Origin of the sequence: Thermus composti (assembly GCF_014647535.1) — a bacterium.
In the GTDB taxonomy this organism is placed as follows: domain Bacteria; phylum Deinococcota; class Deinococci; order Deinococcales; family Thermaceae; genus Thermus; species Thermus composti.
In genome coordinates this window covers 37,857-54,170 of record NZ_BMPJ01000005.1, presented here as the reverse complement: position 1 = coordinate 54,170, position 16,314 = coordinate 37,857, and the positions used below count along the sequence as shown (strand labels likewise).

The 16,314-nt window shown below is 67.9% G+C and carries 14 protein-coding genes and 1 tRNA gene; 4 read left to right on the top strand and 11 right to left on the bottom strand.

Going from position 1 to position 16,314, the window contains the following annotated elements; genetic code table 11:
- The first annotated feature begins 7 nt into the window (after positions 1-7).
- Both sucC and sucD read left to right on the top strand, forming a co-directional pair.
- Positions 8-1,183 (top strand): ADP-forming succinate--CoA ligase subunit beta, encoded by a 1,176-nt coding sequence (gene sucC / locus IEX93_RS03005; protein ID WP_188846321.1) that lies wholly within the window; start codon positions 8-10, stop codon positions 1,181-1,183.
- Positions 1,180-2,046, top strand: a complete 867-nt coding sequence (sucD, locus tag IEX93_RS03000) for a succinate--CoA ligase subunit alpha (RefSeq protein ID WP_188846319.1) — start codon at positions 1,180-1,182, stop codon at positions 2,044-2,046. Before sucC ends, sucD begins: the two co-directional genes overlap by 4 nt.
- Positions 2,047-2,092: 46 nt before the next feature.
- On the opposite strand, the gene malQ is transcribed toward sucD, so the two are convergent.
- The 5 genes from malQ to IEX93_RS02975 form a co-directional block, all read right to left on the bottom strand.
- Positions 2,093-3,595 (bottom strand): 4-alpha-glucanotransferase, encoded by a 1,503-nt coding sequence (gene malQ / locus IEX93_RS02995; RefSeq protein WP_188846317.1) that lies wholly within the window; start codon positions 3,593-3,595, stop codon positions 2,093-2,095.
- Positions 3,596-3,711: 116 nt separating this feature from the next.
- The gene (locus tag IEX93_RS02990) at positions 3,712-4,584 is read right to left on the bottom strand and encodes a 3-hydroxybutyryl-CoA dehydrogenase (RefSeq protein ID WP_188846401.1); all 873 of its coding nucleotides are present in this window, start codon (positions 4,582-4,584) and stop codon (positions 3,712-3,714) included.
- A 20-nt stretch (positions 4,585-4,604) separates the two neighbouring features.
- Entirely contained in the window at positions 4,605-5,459 is an 855-nt protein-coding gene (locus IEX93_RS02985; protein ID WP_188846315.1) for a DMT family transporter, read from the bottom strand.
- Positions 5,449-6,669 (bottom strand): M16 family metallopeptidase, encoded by a 1,221-nt coding sequence (locus IEX93_RS02980; RefSeq protein ID WP_188846314.1) that lies wholly within the window; start codon positions 6,667-6,669, stop codon positions 5,449-5,451. Before IEX93_RS02980 ends, IEX93_RS02985 begins: the two co-directional genes overlap by 11 nt.
- Complete coding sequence (locus IEX93_RS02975) at positions 6,659-7,873, bottom strand: M16 family metallopeptidase (protein WP_188846312.1); 1,215 nt, start codon at positions 7,871-7,873, stop codon at positions 6,659-6,661. The genes IEX93_RS02980 and IEX93_RS02975 overlap by 11 nt, the downstream gene beginning before the upstream one ends.
- Before the next feature lie 15 nt (positions 7,874-7,888).
- Between IEX93_RS02975 and recG the strand changes: the two genes are divergently transcribed.
- Positions 7,889-10,192, top strand: coding sequence for an ATP-dependent DNA helicase RecG (gene recG, locus IEX93_RS02970; protein WP_188846310.1), 2,304 nt, complete (start codon positions 7,889-7,891; stop codon positions 10,190-10,192).
- The gene (locus IEX93_RS02965) at positions 10,192-10,962 is read left to right on the top strand and encodes a hypothetical protein (protein ID WP_188846308.1); all 771 of its coding nucleotides are present in this window, start codon (positions 10,192-10,194) and stop codon (positions 10,960-10,962) included. Before recG ends, IEX93_RS02965 begins: the two co-directional genes overlap by 1 nt.
- Here IEX93_RS02965 and IEX93_RS02960 read toward each other — a convergent pair.
- From IEX93_RS02960 to IEX93_RS02935, 6 genes are all read right to left on the bottom strand, one after another.
- Complete coding sequence (locus IEX93_RS02960) at positions 10,916-11,902, bottom strand: pectin acetylesterase-family hydrolase (RefSeq protein ID WP_188846306.1); 987 nt, start codon at positions 11,900-11,902, stop codon at positions 10,916-10,918. The genes IEX93_RS02965 and IEX93_RS02960 overlap by 47 nt on opposite strands.
- A gap of 136 nt (positions 11,903-12,038) precedes the next feature.
- Positions 12,039-12,869, bottom strand: a complete 831-nt coding sequence (locus tag IEX93_RS02955) for a CoA transferase (protein WP_188846304.1) — start codon at positions 12,867-12,869, stop codon at positions 12,039-12,041.
- Positions 12,841-13,566 (bottom strand): 3-hydroxyacyl-CoA dehydrogenase, encoded by a 726-nt coding sequence (locus IEX93_RS02950; RefSeq protein ID WP_188846302.1) that lies wholly within the window; start codon positions 13,564-13,566, stop codon positions 12,841-12,843. The genes IEX93_RS02955 and IEX93_RS02950 overlap by 29 nt, the downstream gene beginning before the upstream one ends.
- Before the next feature lie 10 nt (positions 13,567-13,576).
- A complete protein-coding gene (locus tag IEX93_RS02945) occupies positions 13,577-14,731 on the bottom strand; it encodes a thiolase family protein (protein WP_188846300.1) in 1,155 nt (384 codons plus the stop codon).
- A gap of 114 nt (positions 14,732-14,845) precedes the next feature.
- The gene (locus IEX93_RS02940; protein WP_229906082.1) at positions 14,846-15,940 is read right to left on the bottom strand and encodes an MFS transporter; all 1,095 of its coding nucleotides are present in this window, start codon (positions 15,938-15,940) and stop codon (positions 14,846-14,848) included.
- A 178-nt stretch (positions 15,941-16,118) separates the two neighbouring features.
- Positions 16,119-16,195 (bottom strand) — tRNA-Met (locus IEX93_RS02935).
- Positions 16,196-16,314 lie beyond the last annotated feature (119 nt).

Below are 16,314 nucleotides of genomic sequence, written 5' to 3'. Positions count from 1 at the left end.
CTATATAATGCCCTTGGCCGGTGCCCTCCGGCAAGGGAGGTGGAGCTTGAACCTGCACGAGTATCAGGCCAAGGAGATCCTGGCCCGCTACGGGGTGCCGGTGCCGCCCGGCAAGGTGGCCTACACCCCGGAAGAGGCCAAAAGGATCGCCCAGGAGTTCGGCAAGCGGGTGGTGATCAAAGCCCAGGTGCACGTGGGGGGGAGAGGCAAGGCAGGCGGGGTTAAGCTCGCCGACACCCCCGAGGAGGCCTACGAGAAGGCCCGGGCCATCCTGGGCATGAACATCAAGGGCCTCACGGTGAAGAAGGTCCTGGTGGCCGAGGCGGTGGACATCGCCAAGGAGTACTACGCCGGCCTCATCCTGGACCGCGCCAAGAAGCGGGTGGTCCTCATGCTCTCCAAGGAGGGGGGCGTGGACATTGAGGAGGTGGCCGCCAGGAACCCGGAGGCCATCCACAAGTTCTGGATTGACCCCCACAAGGGCTTCCGCCCCTTTGAGGCCCGGGAGATGGTGAAGCGGGCGGGGCTTGAGGGCAACCTCAACAAGCTGGCCCAGGTCCTGGTGGCCCTCTACCGGGCCTACGAGGGGGTGGACGCCTCCATCGCCGAGATCAACCCCCTGGTGGTCACCACCGACGGCCAGATCGTGGCCGCCGACGCCAAGATCGTCCTGGACGACAACGCCCTCTTCCGCCACCCCGACCTGGCGGAGCTCAGGGAGGTGGAGGCGGAGCACCCCCTGGAGGTGGAGGCCAGCAACTACGGCTTCGCCTACGTGAAGCTGGACGGCAACATCGGCATCATCGGCAACGGGGCGGGGCTTGTCATGTACACCCTGGACCTGGTGAACCGGGTGGGGGGAAGGCCCGCCAACTTCCTGGACATCGGGGGCGGGGCCAAGGCGGACGTGGTCTACAACGCCCTCAAGGTGGTCCTCAAGGACCCCGACGTCAAGGGGGTCTTCATCAACATCTTCGGCGGCATCACCCGGGCGGACGAGGTGGCCAAGGGGGTGATCCGGGCCCTGGAGGAAGGGCTCCTCACCAAGCCCGTGGTCATGCGGGTGGCGGGCACCGCCGAGGAGGAGGCCAAGAAGCTCTTGGAGGGGAAGCCCATCTACATGTACCCCACGTCCATTGAGGCGGCCAAGGCCATCGTGGCCATGGTGGGAGGTGCGGCGTGATCCTGGTGAACCGCGAAACCCGCGTCCTGGTCCAGGGGATCACCGGCCGGGAGGGGCAGTTCCACACCAAGCAGATGCTGGACTACGGCACCAAGATCGTGGCCGGGGTCACCCCCGGTAAGGGGGGAATGGAGGTTCTAGGGGTTCCCGTCTACGACACGGTGAAGGAGGCGGTGGCGAACCACGAGGTAGACGCCTCCATCATCTTCGTCCCCGCTCCCATGGCGGCGGACGCCGCCCTCGAGGCGGCCCACGCCGGCGTGCCCCTCATCGTCCTCATCACCGAGGGCATCCCCACCCTGGACATGGTGAAGGCGGTGGAGGAGATCAAGACCTTGGGAAGCCGCCTCATCGGGGGGAACTGCCCGGGGATCATCAGCGCCGAGGAGACCAAGATCGGCATCATGCCCGGCCACGTGTTCAAGCGGGGGAAGGTGGGGATCATCAGCCGCTCCGGCACCCTCACCTACGAGGCGGCGGCGGCCCTTTCCCAGGCGGGGATCGGCACCACCACCACCGTGGGGATCGGGGGCGACCCCGTCATCGGCACCACCTTCAAGGACCTCCTCCCCCTCTTCAACGAGGACCCCGAGACCGAGGCGGTGGTCCTCATCGGCGAGATCGGGGGTTCCGACGAGGAGGAGGCGGCGGCCTGGATCAAGGAGAACATGAAAAAGCCCGTGGTGGGCTTCATCGGGGGGCGCTCCGCCCCCAAGGGTAAGCGCATGGGCCACGCCGGGGCCATCATCATGGGGAACGTGGGGACCCCGGAGTCCAAGCTAAAGGCCTTCGCCGAGGCGGGCGTCCCCGTGGCCGACACCATTGACGAGATCGTGGAGCTGGTGAAGAAGGCCCTAGGCTAAAGGAAAAACCCCAAAGCGGTCTAGCCCCCCCTTAGGGGGGGCTTTCTCACGCCCGCCCGGTGGCCTGGGCCAGGGCGAGAAGCCTTTCCCCGTGCGCTTCCTTAAGCTCCCCGGGCCTAAGCCGCCAGGCCCAGTTCCCCGAGGGCCTTCCCGGGTAGTTCATCCGGGCCTCGCTTCCCAAGGCCAGAACGTCCTGCACCGGGTAGACGGCAAGCCGGGCCACGGACTTCATCCCCAGGTGCATCAGGGCCCAGGGCACCTCCTCTTCTTCCCGGAAGGCGATCCCCCAGTCCGCCAGGTATTGGGCCATGAAGGCCCTCTCGTGGGGCGTGGCGGTGCGGTACCAGCCCAAGGTGGTGTCGTTGTCGTGGGTGCCGGTGTAGACCACCACCCGGCCGTGGGCGGGGTAGTTGTGGGGGAGGAAGGGGTTTTCCATCCCGTCGTCAAAGGCGAACTGCAGGACCTTCATCCCGGGAAGGCCGAACCGGTCCCGCAAGGCCTCCACCTCGGGGGTGATCACCCCCAGGTCCTCGGCCAAAATGGGCACCTCGCCGAAGGTCTCCTGGATCTTCTGGAAGAGCTTCTCCCCCGGGGCCTTGACCCAGCGCCCCTCCACCGCCGTGGGGCAGCTTGCGGGGATCTCCCAGTAGGCCTCAAAGCCCCGGAAGTGGTCTATGCGCACCAGGTGGAAAAGCTCCAGGGCCTTCTCCAGGCGGCGGATCCAGAAGGAAAAGCCCTCCCGCTCCAAAACGTCCCAGCGGTAGAGGGGGTTCCCCCAGCGCTGCCCCGTCTCCGAGAAGTAGTCGGGGGGCACCCCCGCCACCACCGTGGGGCGGCCCTCCTCGTCCAGGTGAAACCACTCGGGGTGGGCCCAGACCTCGGCGGAGTCCTCGGCCACGAAGATGGGCATGTCCCCGATGATCCGGATGCCCAAGGCCTCGGCCTCGGCCTTCAAGGCCCCCCACTGGCGGAAGAAGAGCCACTGGGTGAAGGCGTGGAAGGCCACCTCCTCGGCCAAGGCGCTTTTCGCCTCCCTCAGGGCCTTCTCTTCCCGCTTTCTCAGGGGAAGGGGCCACCGGTTCCAGGGAAGCCCCCCGTGGTGGGCCTTCAGGGCCATGAAGAGGGCGTAGTCCTCAAGCCAAGAGGCCTCCCTTTCCTGGAAGCGGGCGAAATCTTCCCGTTCCTCCTGGGTGGCCTTCTCCTTAAAGCCCCGGAAGGCCTCCCTCAGGGCGGGCCACTTCCAGGCGTAAAGGAGGCCGTAGTCCACCCGGCCCTCTGGAAAGCCAGGGTCTTCCAGGCGCAAATAGCCCCGCTCCGCAAGGGGCCTCAGGTCTATGAGGTAGGGGTTTCCGGCGAAGGCGCTAAAGGACTGGTAGGGGGAGTCGCCGTAGCCCGTGGGGCCTAAGGGCAGGACCTGCCAGTACCGCCCCCCCGCCTCCCGCAGGAAACGGAGGAAGTCCCGGGCCTCCTGGCCCAGGACACCGACGCCGTAGGGGCCGGGGAGGCTCGTGGGGTGGAGGAGGAGGCCAAAAGCGCGGGGAAGCTCCATGCCTTAAGTCTACCCCAAGCCGATGGAAAAGCTTCCAACCCTAACCAAGGACCCTCTCAAGAAGGCCCCTTAAGCCTTTTTGGGGCCCCACCGTGGCTTCCGCCACGGTGGGGTACCTAGCCCACCTTGTTCCCCTTCTCGTCGTAGGTGTAAAACCCCCGGCCCACCTTGCGGCCCAAAAGCCCCGCCTGGACCATGCGGCGAAGGAGGGGCGAGGGGCGGTACTTGTCGTCCCCGAAGCCCCGGTGGAGGACCTCCATGATGGCGAGGCAGGTGTCCAAACCGATGAAGTCGGCTAATTCCAAAGGCCCCATGGGGTGGTTCATCCCCAGGCGCATGATCCCGTCAATGGCCTCCTTGGTGGCCACCCCCTCCCGGAGGGCCTCAATGGCCTCGTTGATCATGGGCATGAGGAGGCGGTTGGAGATGAAGCCCGGGTAGTCTTGGACCTCGAGGGGGGTCTTCCCCATGCGCCTCGCCACCGCCACCACCACGTCCCGGGTCTCCTCGGAGGTGAGCTCCCCCCGGATCACCTCCACGAGCTGCATGAGGGGGACCGGGTTGAAGAAGTGCATGCCGATGAAGCGCTCGGGGCGCCCGGAGTAGCGGGCGAGGGCGGTGATGGGGATGGAGCTGGTGTTGGAGGCCAGGATGGCCTCGGGCTTGGCCAGGGCCCCCAGGCGCTCAAAGAGCCTCCGCTTCTCCCCCTCGTCCTCCACGATGGCCTCCACGATGAGGTCGGCCTCCTTTAGGTCCTCGAGGCGCAGGCTCGTCCGGACCCGCCCCAGGGCCTCGTCGTGGGCCTCCTGGGTGATCCTTCCCTTCTCCAAAAACCTGCCTAAAGAGCGCCTTATGGCGGCGAGGCCCCTTTCCAGGAAGCTTTCCGCCACGTCCACCAGGACCACCTCGTAGCCCGCGCTCGCCGCCACCTGGGCGATGCCGCTACCCATCTGCCCCGCGCCCACCACGCCGATCCTTTTCACCTCCATGGCGCTCACCCCGGCCCATTCTACGCCCTGAGGTTCACCAGGAGGACCCCAAGGAGGGCGACCCCCCCGCCCAGGAGGGAAAGGAAGGAGGGCACCTCCCCGAGCCAGAGGTAGGCGATGAGGAGGGCCAGGACCGGGGAGAGGTAGAGGAAGGAGGAAAGGCGGGAGGCGGGGGTGCGGGAAAGGGCGTAGGTCCAGGTGAGGTAGGCCAAAGCCCCGGGGAAGACCCCGAGGTAAAAGGCGGCGAGGAGGGCGGGCCTTGGGGCCTCCCTCAGGGCCTCGGGAAGCCCGGGGAAAAAGGCGAAAAGAGGCAGGGTGCCGAGAAGCAGGGTGTAGACGGTCATCTCCTCGCTCCCGTAGCGGCCAAAAAGGGGCTTTTGCAGGACGAAGTAGAAGGAGGTGGAAAGGGCGGCGAGGAGGATCAAGAAGGCCCCGGGGCTAAGCCCCACCCCGCCCCCTTCCCCGAAGGCGATGAGGGCGGAGCCCAAAAAGGCGAGGCCGAAGCCGAAAACCCCCCGCCTCCCAAGCCTTTCCCCAAGGAAGAGGTGGGAAAGAAGGGCGGTGAAGACGGGCCCCGTGGCGATGAGGAGGCTCGCCGCCCCCGCGCTCACCGTGAGCTCCCCGTAGACGAGGGCGGTGTGGTAAAGGGTGATGCCCAAGAACCCGAGGAGGAAGAGGCGGGGAAGGTCCTCCCGCCTCGGGGGAGAAAGCCCCCTCAAGAGGGCGTAGAGGAGGAGAAAGCCCCCCGCCACCAAAAAGCGGAGGAGGACGAGGTGGCCGGGCTCAAGGCCCTGAAGCCCCGCCCGGATCCCGGCGAAGGCGCTCGCCCAGAAGAGGATGGTGAGAAGGGCCGCCCCTAAGGCCCTAGGCTCCATGGGGAAGGACCAGGTAGAAGAGGCCCTCGTCCAAAAGGCCCCGCTCCAAGAGGGCGTTCACCTCCCGGGCCGAGACCCTCTGGACCCGGGCCTTCACCTCCTCTAAGGAGAGGTAGCGGCCCGTGTAGAGGTACTCCATCCCCAGGTGGAAAAGCCGCTGCATGGGGGTCTCCCCGGCGAAGACCAAGGCGGTGGCCAAGGGGGTCTTGGCCCGTTCCACCTCCTCTTCGTCCACCCCTTCCCGCCTAAGGCGGGCAAGCTCCGCCCTCAGGGTCTCCAGGACCGCCTCCTTGCGGGCGGGGTCCGCCTGGACGTAGGCGTGGAAGGTCCCGGCCCGGTCCGCCTCCTCGAGGCCAAAGGAGGCCACCTCGGCGAGGCCCGTGTCCACCAGGGCGAAGTGGAGCCTGCCCGAGCCCTCCTCCCCCAGGAGGTGGGCGAGAACCTGGCCGGCGAAGCGCGCCTCCTCCTGGTAGGCCACCCCGGGGAAAAGCCCCACCAGGTAGAGGGCCCGGGCCTTCTCGTAGGGGCGCTCCTCCACCCCGAAGGCGGGCTCCAAGGGCGGGTAGGTCCGCCCGGCCTCGCCTTTGGGCCAGGCCTCGGTGAGGCGCTCGGCCTCGGCGAGGAGGCGGTCAAAGTCCACCCTGCCCGTGGCGGCCAGGACCATGTTCTTGGGGAGGTAGCGCCTTTGGTGGTAGGCCGCCATCTGGTCCCGGGTGAGGGCGGTGATGCTTTCCACCGTGCCCAGGACGCTATTCCCCAAGGGGTGCCCCCGGAAGAAGCGGGCCCGGGCCCACTCGTAGGCCATGAAGCCGGGGCGGTCCTGGTAGCGGGCGATCTCCTCCAGGATCACCTGCTTTTCCGTCTGGAAGTCCTCGAGGCGGAGGGCGGGCCTCATGAGCCGGGAGAAGAGGGCAAGGAGCTCCGAGGCGAACTCGGGGAGGACCGCCCCGTAGTAGACGGTGGCCTCCTCGGAGGTGAAGGCGTTGTACTGGGCCCCCATGCGGTCAAAGGCCTGGTTCACGGAAAGGGCGTCCATGCCCTCGGGGCCCTTGAAGACCATGTGCTCCAGGAAGTGGCTCACCCCGCTTTCCGCCTTCTCCTCGTCCCGGGCCCCGGTCTTCACGAAGTAGCCGAGGGCCACGCTCCTCGCTTCAGGCACGATCTCGGCGATGACCTTAAGGCCGTTTTTTAGCTCCGCTTCACGAAACACCGTCCACCTCCCCCAAAAGCCCCACCCAGGGGTCCTTGTAGGGGTGCGCCCTGAGGAAGGCGTTCACCGCCTGCAGGTCCGTCCCCTCAATGGCCCCTTCAATCTCGGCGAGGGGGCGCACCCTTCCCAGGTAGAAGAGGTCCCGGGCCATGGAGGCGGCCCGGCTTCTAATGGACTCGTCCGCCATCACCAGGGCGGTCTTTAGGCCCACCTTGGCCCGGGAAAGCTCCTCCTCCGTAACGCCCTCCTCCAAGCGCGCCATCTCCTTGAGCATCACCTCCAGGGTCTCCCGGGCCCTTTCCTTGGTGGTGCCGGCGTAGGCCATGAGGAGGCCCTGGCCCTTGACCCCGGCGGGGAAGGCGGAGACGGCGTAGACCAAACCCCGCTTCTCCCGCACCTCGGTGAAAAGGCGGCTAGACATCCCCCCGGAGAGGACCTCGAGGGCAAGCCTCGCCGCGTAGAAGCCCGGGTCCTCAGGACCCACGTCGGGGTAGGCCAGGCCGATCTGCACCTGGGCCGTGGGGCGCTTTAGGACGAAGCGGTGGGGCTCGGAAAGCTCCGGCCTAGGGTACAAAGCCTCCTCCCCCTCCCAGGCGAGGAAGGGCTCGAGGGCGGCGGATAGCCTTTCCCAGGAAACCCCTCCCGCCACGGCGAGGATGGCCCCTTTGGGGGTGTAGCGCCTCCTGTAGTCCACCTTCAGGGCCTCGGCGCTCGCCCCCTTAAGGCCCTCCTCCCGGCCCAAGGGCTCGCGCCCGTGGGGGGAGCGGAAGACCTGGCGGCGAAGCTCGCTTAAGAGCTTCCTTGCGGGCTGGTCCTCCAGGGAGAGGAGGGCCTGAAGGGCCACGGACCGGACCGCCTCCAGGCCCTCCTCGGGAAGGCGGGGTCTCGTGAGGAGGAGGGCGTAAAGGCGGAAGACCTCCTCCAAGACCTCGGGGAGGAAGGCGGCGGCGAAGGCGGTGTACTCCAGGCCCGCCCCGCTACTCCGCCGCACCCCCAGGGCGTCCAGGGCCTGGGCCAGGGCCTTGGCGTCCAGGTCCCCGGCCCCCTTCCAAAGCCACCCCTCCAGGAGGGTGCTCGCCCCCTCCATCCCCTCGGGCTCGTTCACCGCCCCGGCGGGGACCAGAAGCTGGAAGGCAACCCCGGGGAAGTCCCTTTCCTCCAGGGCCACCACCAGGCCGTTGGGTAGGCGCTCCACGCGGCTCACAGGCCTAAGGGTATCATGGAAAGCGTGACGCAAGAGGAGCTCAAGGCCAGGCTCCTCAAGCCCCTTCTCCGGGAGCTCAAGGACGGGGCGCAGGACCGGGTGGTGGTGGGGGGCCTCGAGGCCTTGGTGGAAAACCTGGCCCGCCCTTTCCCCGAGATCCGCCGCCTCTTCCAGGGCTACGGGGAAAAGCCCCCGGAGGAGCGCAGGCGGGCCCTGGAGGCGGCCATCCGCCTGCTCCAAGGGGAGGAAGCCCCCGATCCCCCACCCCCCCAGGCCCGCCTGGCCCCAGAGGACTCCGCCCACCGCCTCGCCCCCCCGCAAAGCCGGAAGAAACTTTCCGAGCTCGGCCTTCGCACGGTGCGGGACATCCTCCACCACTACCCCCGCCGCTACGAGGACCGGAGGACCCTCCCCGGGGTGCGCTTCCTGGAGGACGGCAAGAAGGCCACCCTCCAGGTCAAGGTCCTGGCCAAGGAGCTCACCAAGACCCCCAGGAAGGGGATGCAGCTCGTCCAGGTGAAGGCCCAGGACGCCTGGGGGTGGCGGCTCACCCTGGTCTGGTTCAACCAGCCCTGGGTCCTCTCCCAGATAGAGGTGGGGTCCACCCTCATCGTCACGGGCAGGGTGGAAAGGCGGGGCGGGGTCAGGCTTTTCGTGGAGCACTTTGAGGACGAGGGCACGGAATCCCTCTCCACGGGGCGCATCGTCCCCATCTACCCCGCCAAGGAGGGGATAAGCCAGGCCTTCCTCCGGCGCACGGTGAAGCGCGCCCTGGAGGAGGCCCTGCCCCTTCCCGACCCCATCGCCCCCTACCGGGAGGCCCTCGGGCTTTGGGAATACAGCGAGGCCCTAAGGGCCATCCACTTCCCCGAGGACGAGGAGGCCCTGAAGCGGGCCCTCCTCCGCCTCAAGTTTGACGAGTACCTCCTCCTGGAGCTCAAAGCCCTCCTGGACGCCGGGGGAATGGTCCTGGGAAGGGCCTTCCGGGTGGAGCCCTCCTGGGTGGAGGAGTTTCAAAAATCTCTCCCCTTCCCCCTCACCCGGGCCCAGCGAAGGGTCATGGAGGAGATCGCCAAGGACATGGAAAGCCCCCGCCAGATGGCCCGCCTCCTCCAAGGGGACGTGGGCTCGGGGAAGACGGTGGTGGCGGCCTTCGCCCTCTTCCTGGCCGCCCGAAACGGGGCCCAGGGGGCCCTCATGGCCCCCACGGAGATCCTGGCCCGGCAGCACCACCAAAACCTCACCCGCTACCTCTTCCCCTTAGGCATCAGCGTGGAGCTCCTTTTAGGGTCCATGACCGCCAAGGAGAAGGAAGCCGCCACGGCCCGCCTCCGCTCGGGGGAGGCCCAGGTGGCCGTGGGCACCCACGCCCTGATCCAGGAAGGGGTGGGGTTTAAGGACCTGGGCCTCGCCGTGGTGGACGAGGAGCACCGCTTCGGGGTCTTGCAGCGGCGGGCCCTCCTCAAGCTCGCCAAAGCCCCCCCGGACGTCCTGGTCATGTCCGCCACCCCCATCCCCCGCTCCCTGGCCCTAACCCTTTACGGGGACCTGGAGGTGAGCGTCCTGGACGAGATGCCCCCAGGCCGCACCCCGGTGAAGACCAAGGTCCTCCCCCACCGCCTCCGCCTCCAGGCCTACGCCTTCGCCCGGGAGGAGGTGAAAAAGGGCCACCAGGTCTATGTGGTGGCCCCGGCCATTGAGGAGAACGAGGAGCTGGACATCCGGGCAGCCACCACCCTTTACGAGGAGCTAAAGGGCCTCCTTCCCGGGGTGCGCCTGGCCCTCCTCCACGGGAAGATGCCCGCCCGGGAGAAGGAGGAGGTCATGGAGGCCTTCCGGCGCGGGGATTACGACCTTTTGGTCTCCACCACGGTGATTGAGGTGGGGGTGGACATCCCCAGGGCCACCCTCATTATCGTGGAGAACGCCGAGCGCTTCGGCCTCGCCCAGCTCCACCAGCTAAGGGGCCGGGTGGGCCGGGGGGGGCTTGAGGGCTACGCCATCTTCATCGCCGGGGAGGCGAGCCAGAAGACCCTGAAGCGCCTGAAGATCCTCGAGGCCTCCACCGACGGGTTCTACATCGCCGAGATGGACCTGAAGCTAAGGGGCCCCGGGGAGCTTAGGGGGACCAGGCAGTCGGGCTACCCGGAGCTTCGGCTTGGGGACCTGGCGGAGGATACGGACATCATTGAAAAGGCCCGGGCCCTGGCCAAGCGGATCCTCGAGGCCGACCCCGACCTCTCCCGCCCCGAGCACCAGGCCCTAAGGCGGGAGCTCCAGGCCCAGGCGGAGCGGGTGGGCTTCCGGGAAGTGATCTGATGCGGGCCCTTCCTCACCCCCATCTCCCCGCCTTCTTCTCCGAGGGGGGGGCCTTTCGGGCCAAGGCCCTCCAGGACTACCTCCTCACCTTAAGGGAGGTCTACGTCCGCTACGCCCCCCTGCCCCCCGTGGCCCTTTACGTCCTCTCCGAGAAGGACTGGCGGGCCCGCCTCCCCTACCCTTACGGCCTTCCCTTCCAGCACGCAGGGCCCGAGGGCCTCGCCCTCTACGCCCCCCTCACCTACCCGGAAAGGCTCCTTTACCGCCTGAGGGAAGCCCTCCTCCCCCTGGGGCCGCCCCCTGGGGAGATCCCCGCCTTCTTGGACCTGAACCTGGGGCACGAGTACGCCCACGCGGTGCAGGTGGCCTGGCGGCTCCGCACGGGGGCCCGGTGGCTGGACGAGTTCTTCGCCAACTACCTCTTCCTCCTGGCCCTAAAGGAGGCCCGGCCGGACCTGGCCGAGGTCCTCCTAAGCTGGAGCCGGTACCTGGCGGGCCTAAACCCTAAGCGGAAGAGCCTTTCCGCCTACGAGCGGAGGCGGGGCGGCCTCGAGGGGGCCCTCTGGTTCCAGGCCCGCTTCACCCTGAAGGCGGAGGAGATCCAGGCGCAAGGGGGCGACCGGCTCCTAAAGGCCTTCCTGGAGGCGGCCCCCCTGGACCGCAGGAAGGGGCACCGCCTCCTCCTGGCCCTTTACCCGGACCTCAAGGACTGGTTCGCCTCCTTCAGGGCCGCACCCGGGGCGGCGTCTTCCCCTCCGCCATCGCCCTGAGCCAGTCCAGGAAGGAAACCTCCCCCACCTTCAGGGTGTAGAGCTCAGGCCTCGGCAGGATGCAGTGCTGGCCTCCGGGAGCCAGGTAGAAGGTGTAGTTTTCCGCCTGCGCCGGCCGAAGCACCGCCTCCTGAGCCTTCATGGCCCACTCCCTTGCGGTGGCCTCGGAAGGGGAAGCCTCCCCCTTCATCAAGGCGTAGAAGAAGATCTGGGTCCCGTCCAGAACCGTGGTGTACTGGGCGATGACCGCCTTGGGGTAGGCCTTGGCCAGGGCCAGGTAGATCTCCTGGACCTCGGGGTTTGGGGAAAGGCCGGGAAGCTCCGGGAGCCTGGGGTTCCAGCGGGCGAAGCCGGGGAAGCCCTCGGTGCGCACCCCCACGCCCGCGTCCCCGCAGACGGCGATCTGGGCGTTTTTGTAGGTGGAAAGGACCTTGTCGGCCCAGAAGACGGCCCCGTAGGCCCCGGCGCTGCACCCGGTGATGAAGACCCGCTCGGGGTTGGTGTGGTTCCTAAAGACGTACTCCAGCACCGCCCGCACGTTCCTGGCCCCCTGGTGGTGGACCTTGAAGCCCCCGTAGTCCACCGTGGCCTGGCCCACGTGGAGGTCCCCGGTGCAGTAGGGGATGAAAACGTGGGTCCAGCCGTAGAAGGGGTTGGCCACGCTGATCCGGTTATAGATGCCCTGGGCAAGCCCCAGCTCCTGGATATCCACCTGTTTGCGGTAGGTGCGGCTTTCCGGGCCGCAGGTGGCGGCGTCCCAGCAGGCCCCGCCCCCCTGGAAGTCTATGACCACCTTCCTGGGGTCCCCGGGGCTCACGTAAAAGCGGTAGGGGGAGCCGTCCGCGCAAACCCCGCCGGGCACCTCCACCGCTTGCCAGAGGGAAAGCCCCTGGGCCAGGGCCACGGCCAAAAGAACCCATAGCGCCAAAAGACGCTTCATTGGACACCTCCAAAAGGGAGTCTAACCAAGCAGGTTAGACCCGGTCAAGGGAGCGCTGACTTCAAACCCTTATACAAATAACCTGGCTAGGCCCGTTTTGCGCGGCCTTCCCCATAGGCCTAAGCTAGACCGCCCGCTAGCGAACGGCCCTAAGGGGAAGCCCCTCCGCCCTGGCCCAGGCCTCCCAGGCCAGGGCGGGCCTTTGGGCGAAGAAGGCCAGGAGGCGGGCGTAGGCGGGGTTTTCCGGGGAGGCCGGGGTCAAGGCCGCCCCTAGAAGCTCACCAAGCCCCGCCTTTTCGCAGAAAAGGGCCCAGAGGTGGGGCTCCAAGGCAGCCAAGGCCACCTCCCCTTCGGCCGCCGGGTAGACCCCGTAGCAGAGCGCCGAGCCGTCCAGGAAGGGAATGGGCGGGTAGGCGATGGCCTTCACCGCCTCGCTTAGGGCCACCTCGTAGACCCCGCCCCCCAGGAGAAGCCCTTTAAGGGCGGTAAGGGCCAGGGCGTAGGCCCCAGCCAGGTCGGCGAACTGGAAAGCCCGCCAGGGAAACCGGCCAAGAAGCCCCGCTTCCGCCAGGTAGGTGAGGTCGTGGCCCGGGTCCGGGGCATCGGGATAGCCCCTTAGGCGCAGGTAGACGAGCCGGGGGTTGACCCTAAGGAGCACCTCGGGGCCCAACCCCAGCCGCTCCATCACCCCCGGGCGGTTGGACTCTAGAAGGATGGCGGCCTCCCGCACCCACTCCAAAAGCCGCTTCCGCCCCTCCTCCGCCTTCAGGTCCAGGGTAAGGATCTCCTTTCCCCCGTTCAGGAAGCGGTAGGCCTCGAGGGCTAAAGCCCTCAAGGGGTCCCCGGAAGGGGGCTCCACCTTGAGGACGGGAAAGCCCATGTCGGCGAGGAGCTTCCCCGCCAAGGGCCCCGGCAAAAGCCGGGTCAGGTCCAAGACCCTACCGGGGGGCCATGCGGAGGGCGCCATCCAGCCGGACCACCTCCCCGTTCAGCATGGGGTTTTCCAGGATGTGGAGGACCAAGGCGGCGTACTCCTCGGGGCGGCCCAAGCGCCTGGGGAAGGGGACCTGCTCCGCCAAGGAGGCCTTGGCCTTCTCGGGAAGCCCCTGGAGGAGGGGCGTGTCAAAGAGCCCCGGGGCCACCGTCACCACCCGGATCCCCCATTCGGCCAGCTCCCGGGCGGCGGGGAGGGTGAGGGCCACCACGCCCCCCTTGCTCGCCGCATAGGCCGCCTGGCCGATCTGGCCCTCAAAGGCGGCCACGCTGGCGGTGTTCACGATGACCCCCCGCTGCCCCTCGGCGTCGGGAGGGTTTTCCCGCATGGCCCAGGCGGCAAGGCGCAGGACGTTGAAGGTGCCGAGGAGGTTCACCTCCAAGACCTTGCGGAAGCTCTCCAGGTCGTGGGGGCCCTCCCTGCCCAGGATCTTCCGGGCGAGGCCAATCCCGGCGGCGTTCACCACGGCGAAAAGGGTCCCCGCCCTTTGGGCCTCCGCCACCGCTTGGGCCACGTCCTCCTCCCGGGTCACATCCCCCTCCACGTAGGAAAGGCCGTCCTCGCCCCGCTTCAGGTCCAAGACCACCACCCGGTACCCCTTGTCCCTCAGGGCCAGGGCCGCCGCCCGCCCAAGCCCCGAGGCCCCACCCGTCACCAAAGCGCTTTGCATCCTTCCCCTCCTAGATCCTCTGGATCACCGTGGCCGTGGCCTGGCCGTGGCCGATGCACATCACCTGGAGGCCGAACTCCCCTCCCGTGCGCTCCAGCTCGTAAAGGAGCTTGGTCATGAGGATGGCCCCCGTGGCCCCCAAAGGGTGGCCGTGGGCGATGGCCCCGCCATTGGGGTTCACCCGCTCGGGGTCGGGGCGGAAGTGGCGCATCCAGGCGAGGACCACGCTGGCGAAGGCCTCGTTGATCTCTATGACGTCCAGGTCTTTTAGGGAAAGCCCCGCCCGCTTTAGGGCCTTCTCCGTGGCGGGGATCACCTCAAGAAGCTGCATCGTGGGGTCCCCCGCCACCACCACCCGGGCGAGGAAGCGGGCCCTAGGCCTTAGGCCCAAGGCCAAGGCCTTCTCCCGGTCCCCAAGGAGGAGGGCCGCCGCCCCGTCGGAGATCTGGCTGCTGTTGCCGGCGGTGACCACCCCGTTTTCCCGGAAGACGGGCTTTAGGGCGAGCATCTTCTCGTAGTCCACATCCGGGCGAACCCCCTCGTCCCGGCTCAGGAGAAAGGGCTTCCCCTGGGCGTCCAGGCCCTCTAGGGGCAAAAGCTGGGCGGCGAAGCGCCCCTCCTTTTGGGCCCGGGCCGCCCTTTTGTGGGAGAGGTAGCTCCACTCGTCTAGCTCCTCCCGGCAAAGGCCGTAGCGCTCGGCGATGCGCTCGGCGCTTTCCCCCTGGTGGACGAGCTCGTAGCGCTGGAAAAGCCCGGGGTTTAGAGTGTGGAAGCCCCCGCAGATGTCCGAGAACATGGGGACCCGGGTCATGCTTTCCACCCCACCGGCGATGGCGAAGTCCAGATCCCCGGCGGCGATGGCCTGGGCGGCGAAGTGGACGGCCTGCTGGCTGGAGCCGCACATGCGGTTCAGGCTCACCGCCGGCACCTCCTTAGGAAGCCGGGAGAGGAGGACGGCAAGCCGCCCCACGTTGGCCCCCTGCTCCCCCACCTGGGTTACGCACCCTGTGATCACGTCTCCGATGAGGCCCGGGTCTATCCCTGTGCGCTCCAAGAGGGCGTCCAGGACCTTGGCGTAGAGGGCATCGGGCCGCCAGGCCCTAAGGGCCCCGTTCCTCTTGCCGATGGGGGTGCGGACGGCCTCGAGGATCACCGGCTCTCCCATACCCAACCCCTTTAGAACCAGTGTACCCCGTTGACCCTCTCCTGACCCAGCACCCCTAGGCTTAGGGCATGCGGATCCTGGTGACCAACGACGACGGGATCTTTAGCCCGGGCCTCAGGCCCCCCGCCGCTCCGCCGCCTCCCCCGCCCCAAACCCCAAAAGCCCAAGCCCAAGGAGGCCCAGGGCGAAGGGAAAGGGCTCGCCCTGGGAGATCATCCCCACCCCGGCCCCTAGAAGGGCGGCGAGCAGGGTGGAGAAAAAGCCGGTGAAGCTCGCCGCAAGCCCCGCCACCCGGCCAAGCCCCTCCAAGGCCCTGGCCTGGGCGTTGGGAAAGGTGAAGGCCACCAGGACGAGGACCAAGGAGAGGTGCAGCCAGAAGGAGAAAACCCCTGGGGCCAGGGCGTGGAGGGGCAAAAGGAGAAGGAGGCCGAGAAGCCCCCTTAGGGCAAGCCTGAGCGCCCGCCCCAGGCCCAGCCGGGCCACAAGCCTCGGGCCCAAAAGGTTGGCCAGGGCTAAGAGAAGGCCCGTGGCCCCGAAGGCCAGGGCGAAGCGGGCGTTGGAAAGCCCCAGGTGGTCCTTGTAGAGCTGGGCCGAGGCGCTCAGGTAGGCGTAGAGGATCCCGAAGACCCCGCCCAAGGCCAGGGTGTAGCGGATGGCCCGGGGGTCCCGGACTACCCAGAAGACTCCTTCCTCGAGGCTTTTCCAGGCCAGGGGGCGCCGCTTGGCGGGAGGAAGGGTCTCCCGGAAGCGCCCGCTCCAGAGGAAGGCCAGGGCCCCGAGGAGGGCGGGGAAGGCGTAGGGCCCCCAGGCCCCAAGGCCAAGAAGGAGAACCCCAAGGCTTGGGGCCAAAACCGGGGCCACCATGAGGACCAAGAGGGCGTAGGAGAGGAGGCGGGCCATGGTCTCGCCCCGGTAGCGGTCGCGGACGCTGGCGGTGACCCCGATGCGGAAGCTGGCGGCGAAGAAGCCCTGGACCCCCCGTGCGAGGAGGAGGAGGCCGAAGGAAGGGGCCACCACGGTGAGGCCCGCCGCCAGGGCGAAGCCCAAGAGGGCCCCCCTAAGGACCGGCCGCCGCCCCCAGGCGTCCATCAAGGGGCCGAAGAGGAGTTGCCCCAGGGCGAAGCCCAAAAAATACACCCCCACCACCAGCTGGGCCGCCGTGGGGGTGATGCCGTAGCGGAGGGCGGTGGCCTCGAGGGCCGGAAGCATCACGTCTATGCTGAAGGCACCCAAGGCCATGAGGGTGCCTAGGAAAGGATCTCCTCCCGCGGTCCCATACGCCGAAAAGGCTACCCGCCCCCGGCCCTCCAAAAGGTGTCCGGCGGCCTTGCGGGGCGAAAAGCAAACCGCCCTCGCTTCCGAGGGCGGTAGCTTTGCTTCTTTTCGCTGGTGGCGGCGGTGGGACTCGAACCCACGACACCACGATTATGAGTCGTGTGCTCTAACCACCTGAGCTACGCCGCCAAGCGCGCCAGGCACCCCCTATCTTAGGGGAGGGGCCCCGGTCGGTCAAGGCGCCCCCAAGCAAGAAGGCTTCCCCACCCCCGAAAAGGCCAGGCATGAATCAGGTTCAGGACACCTTT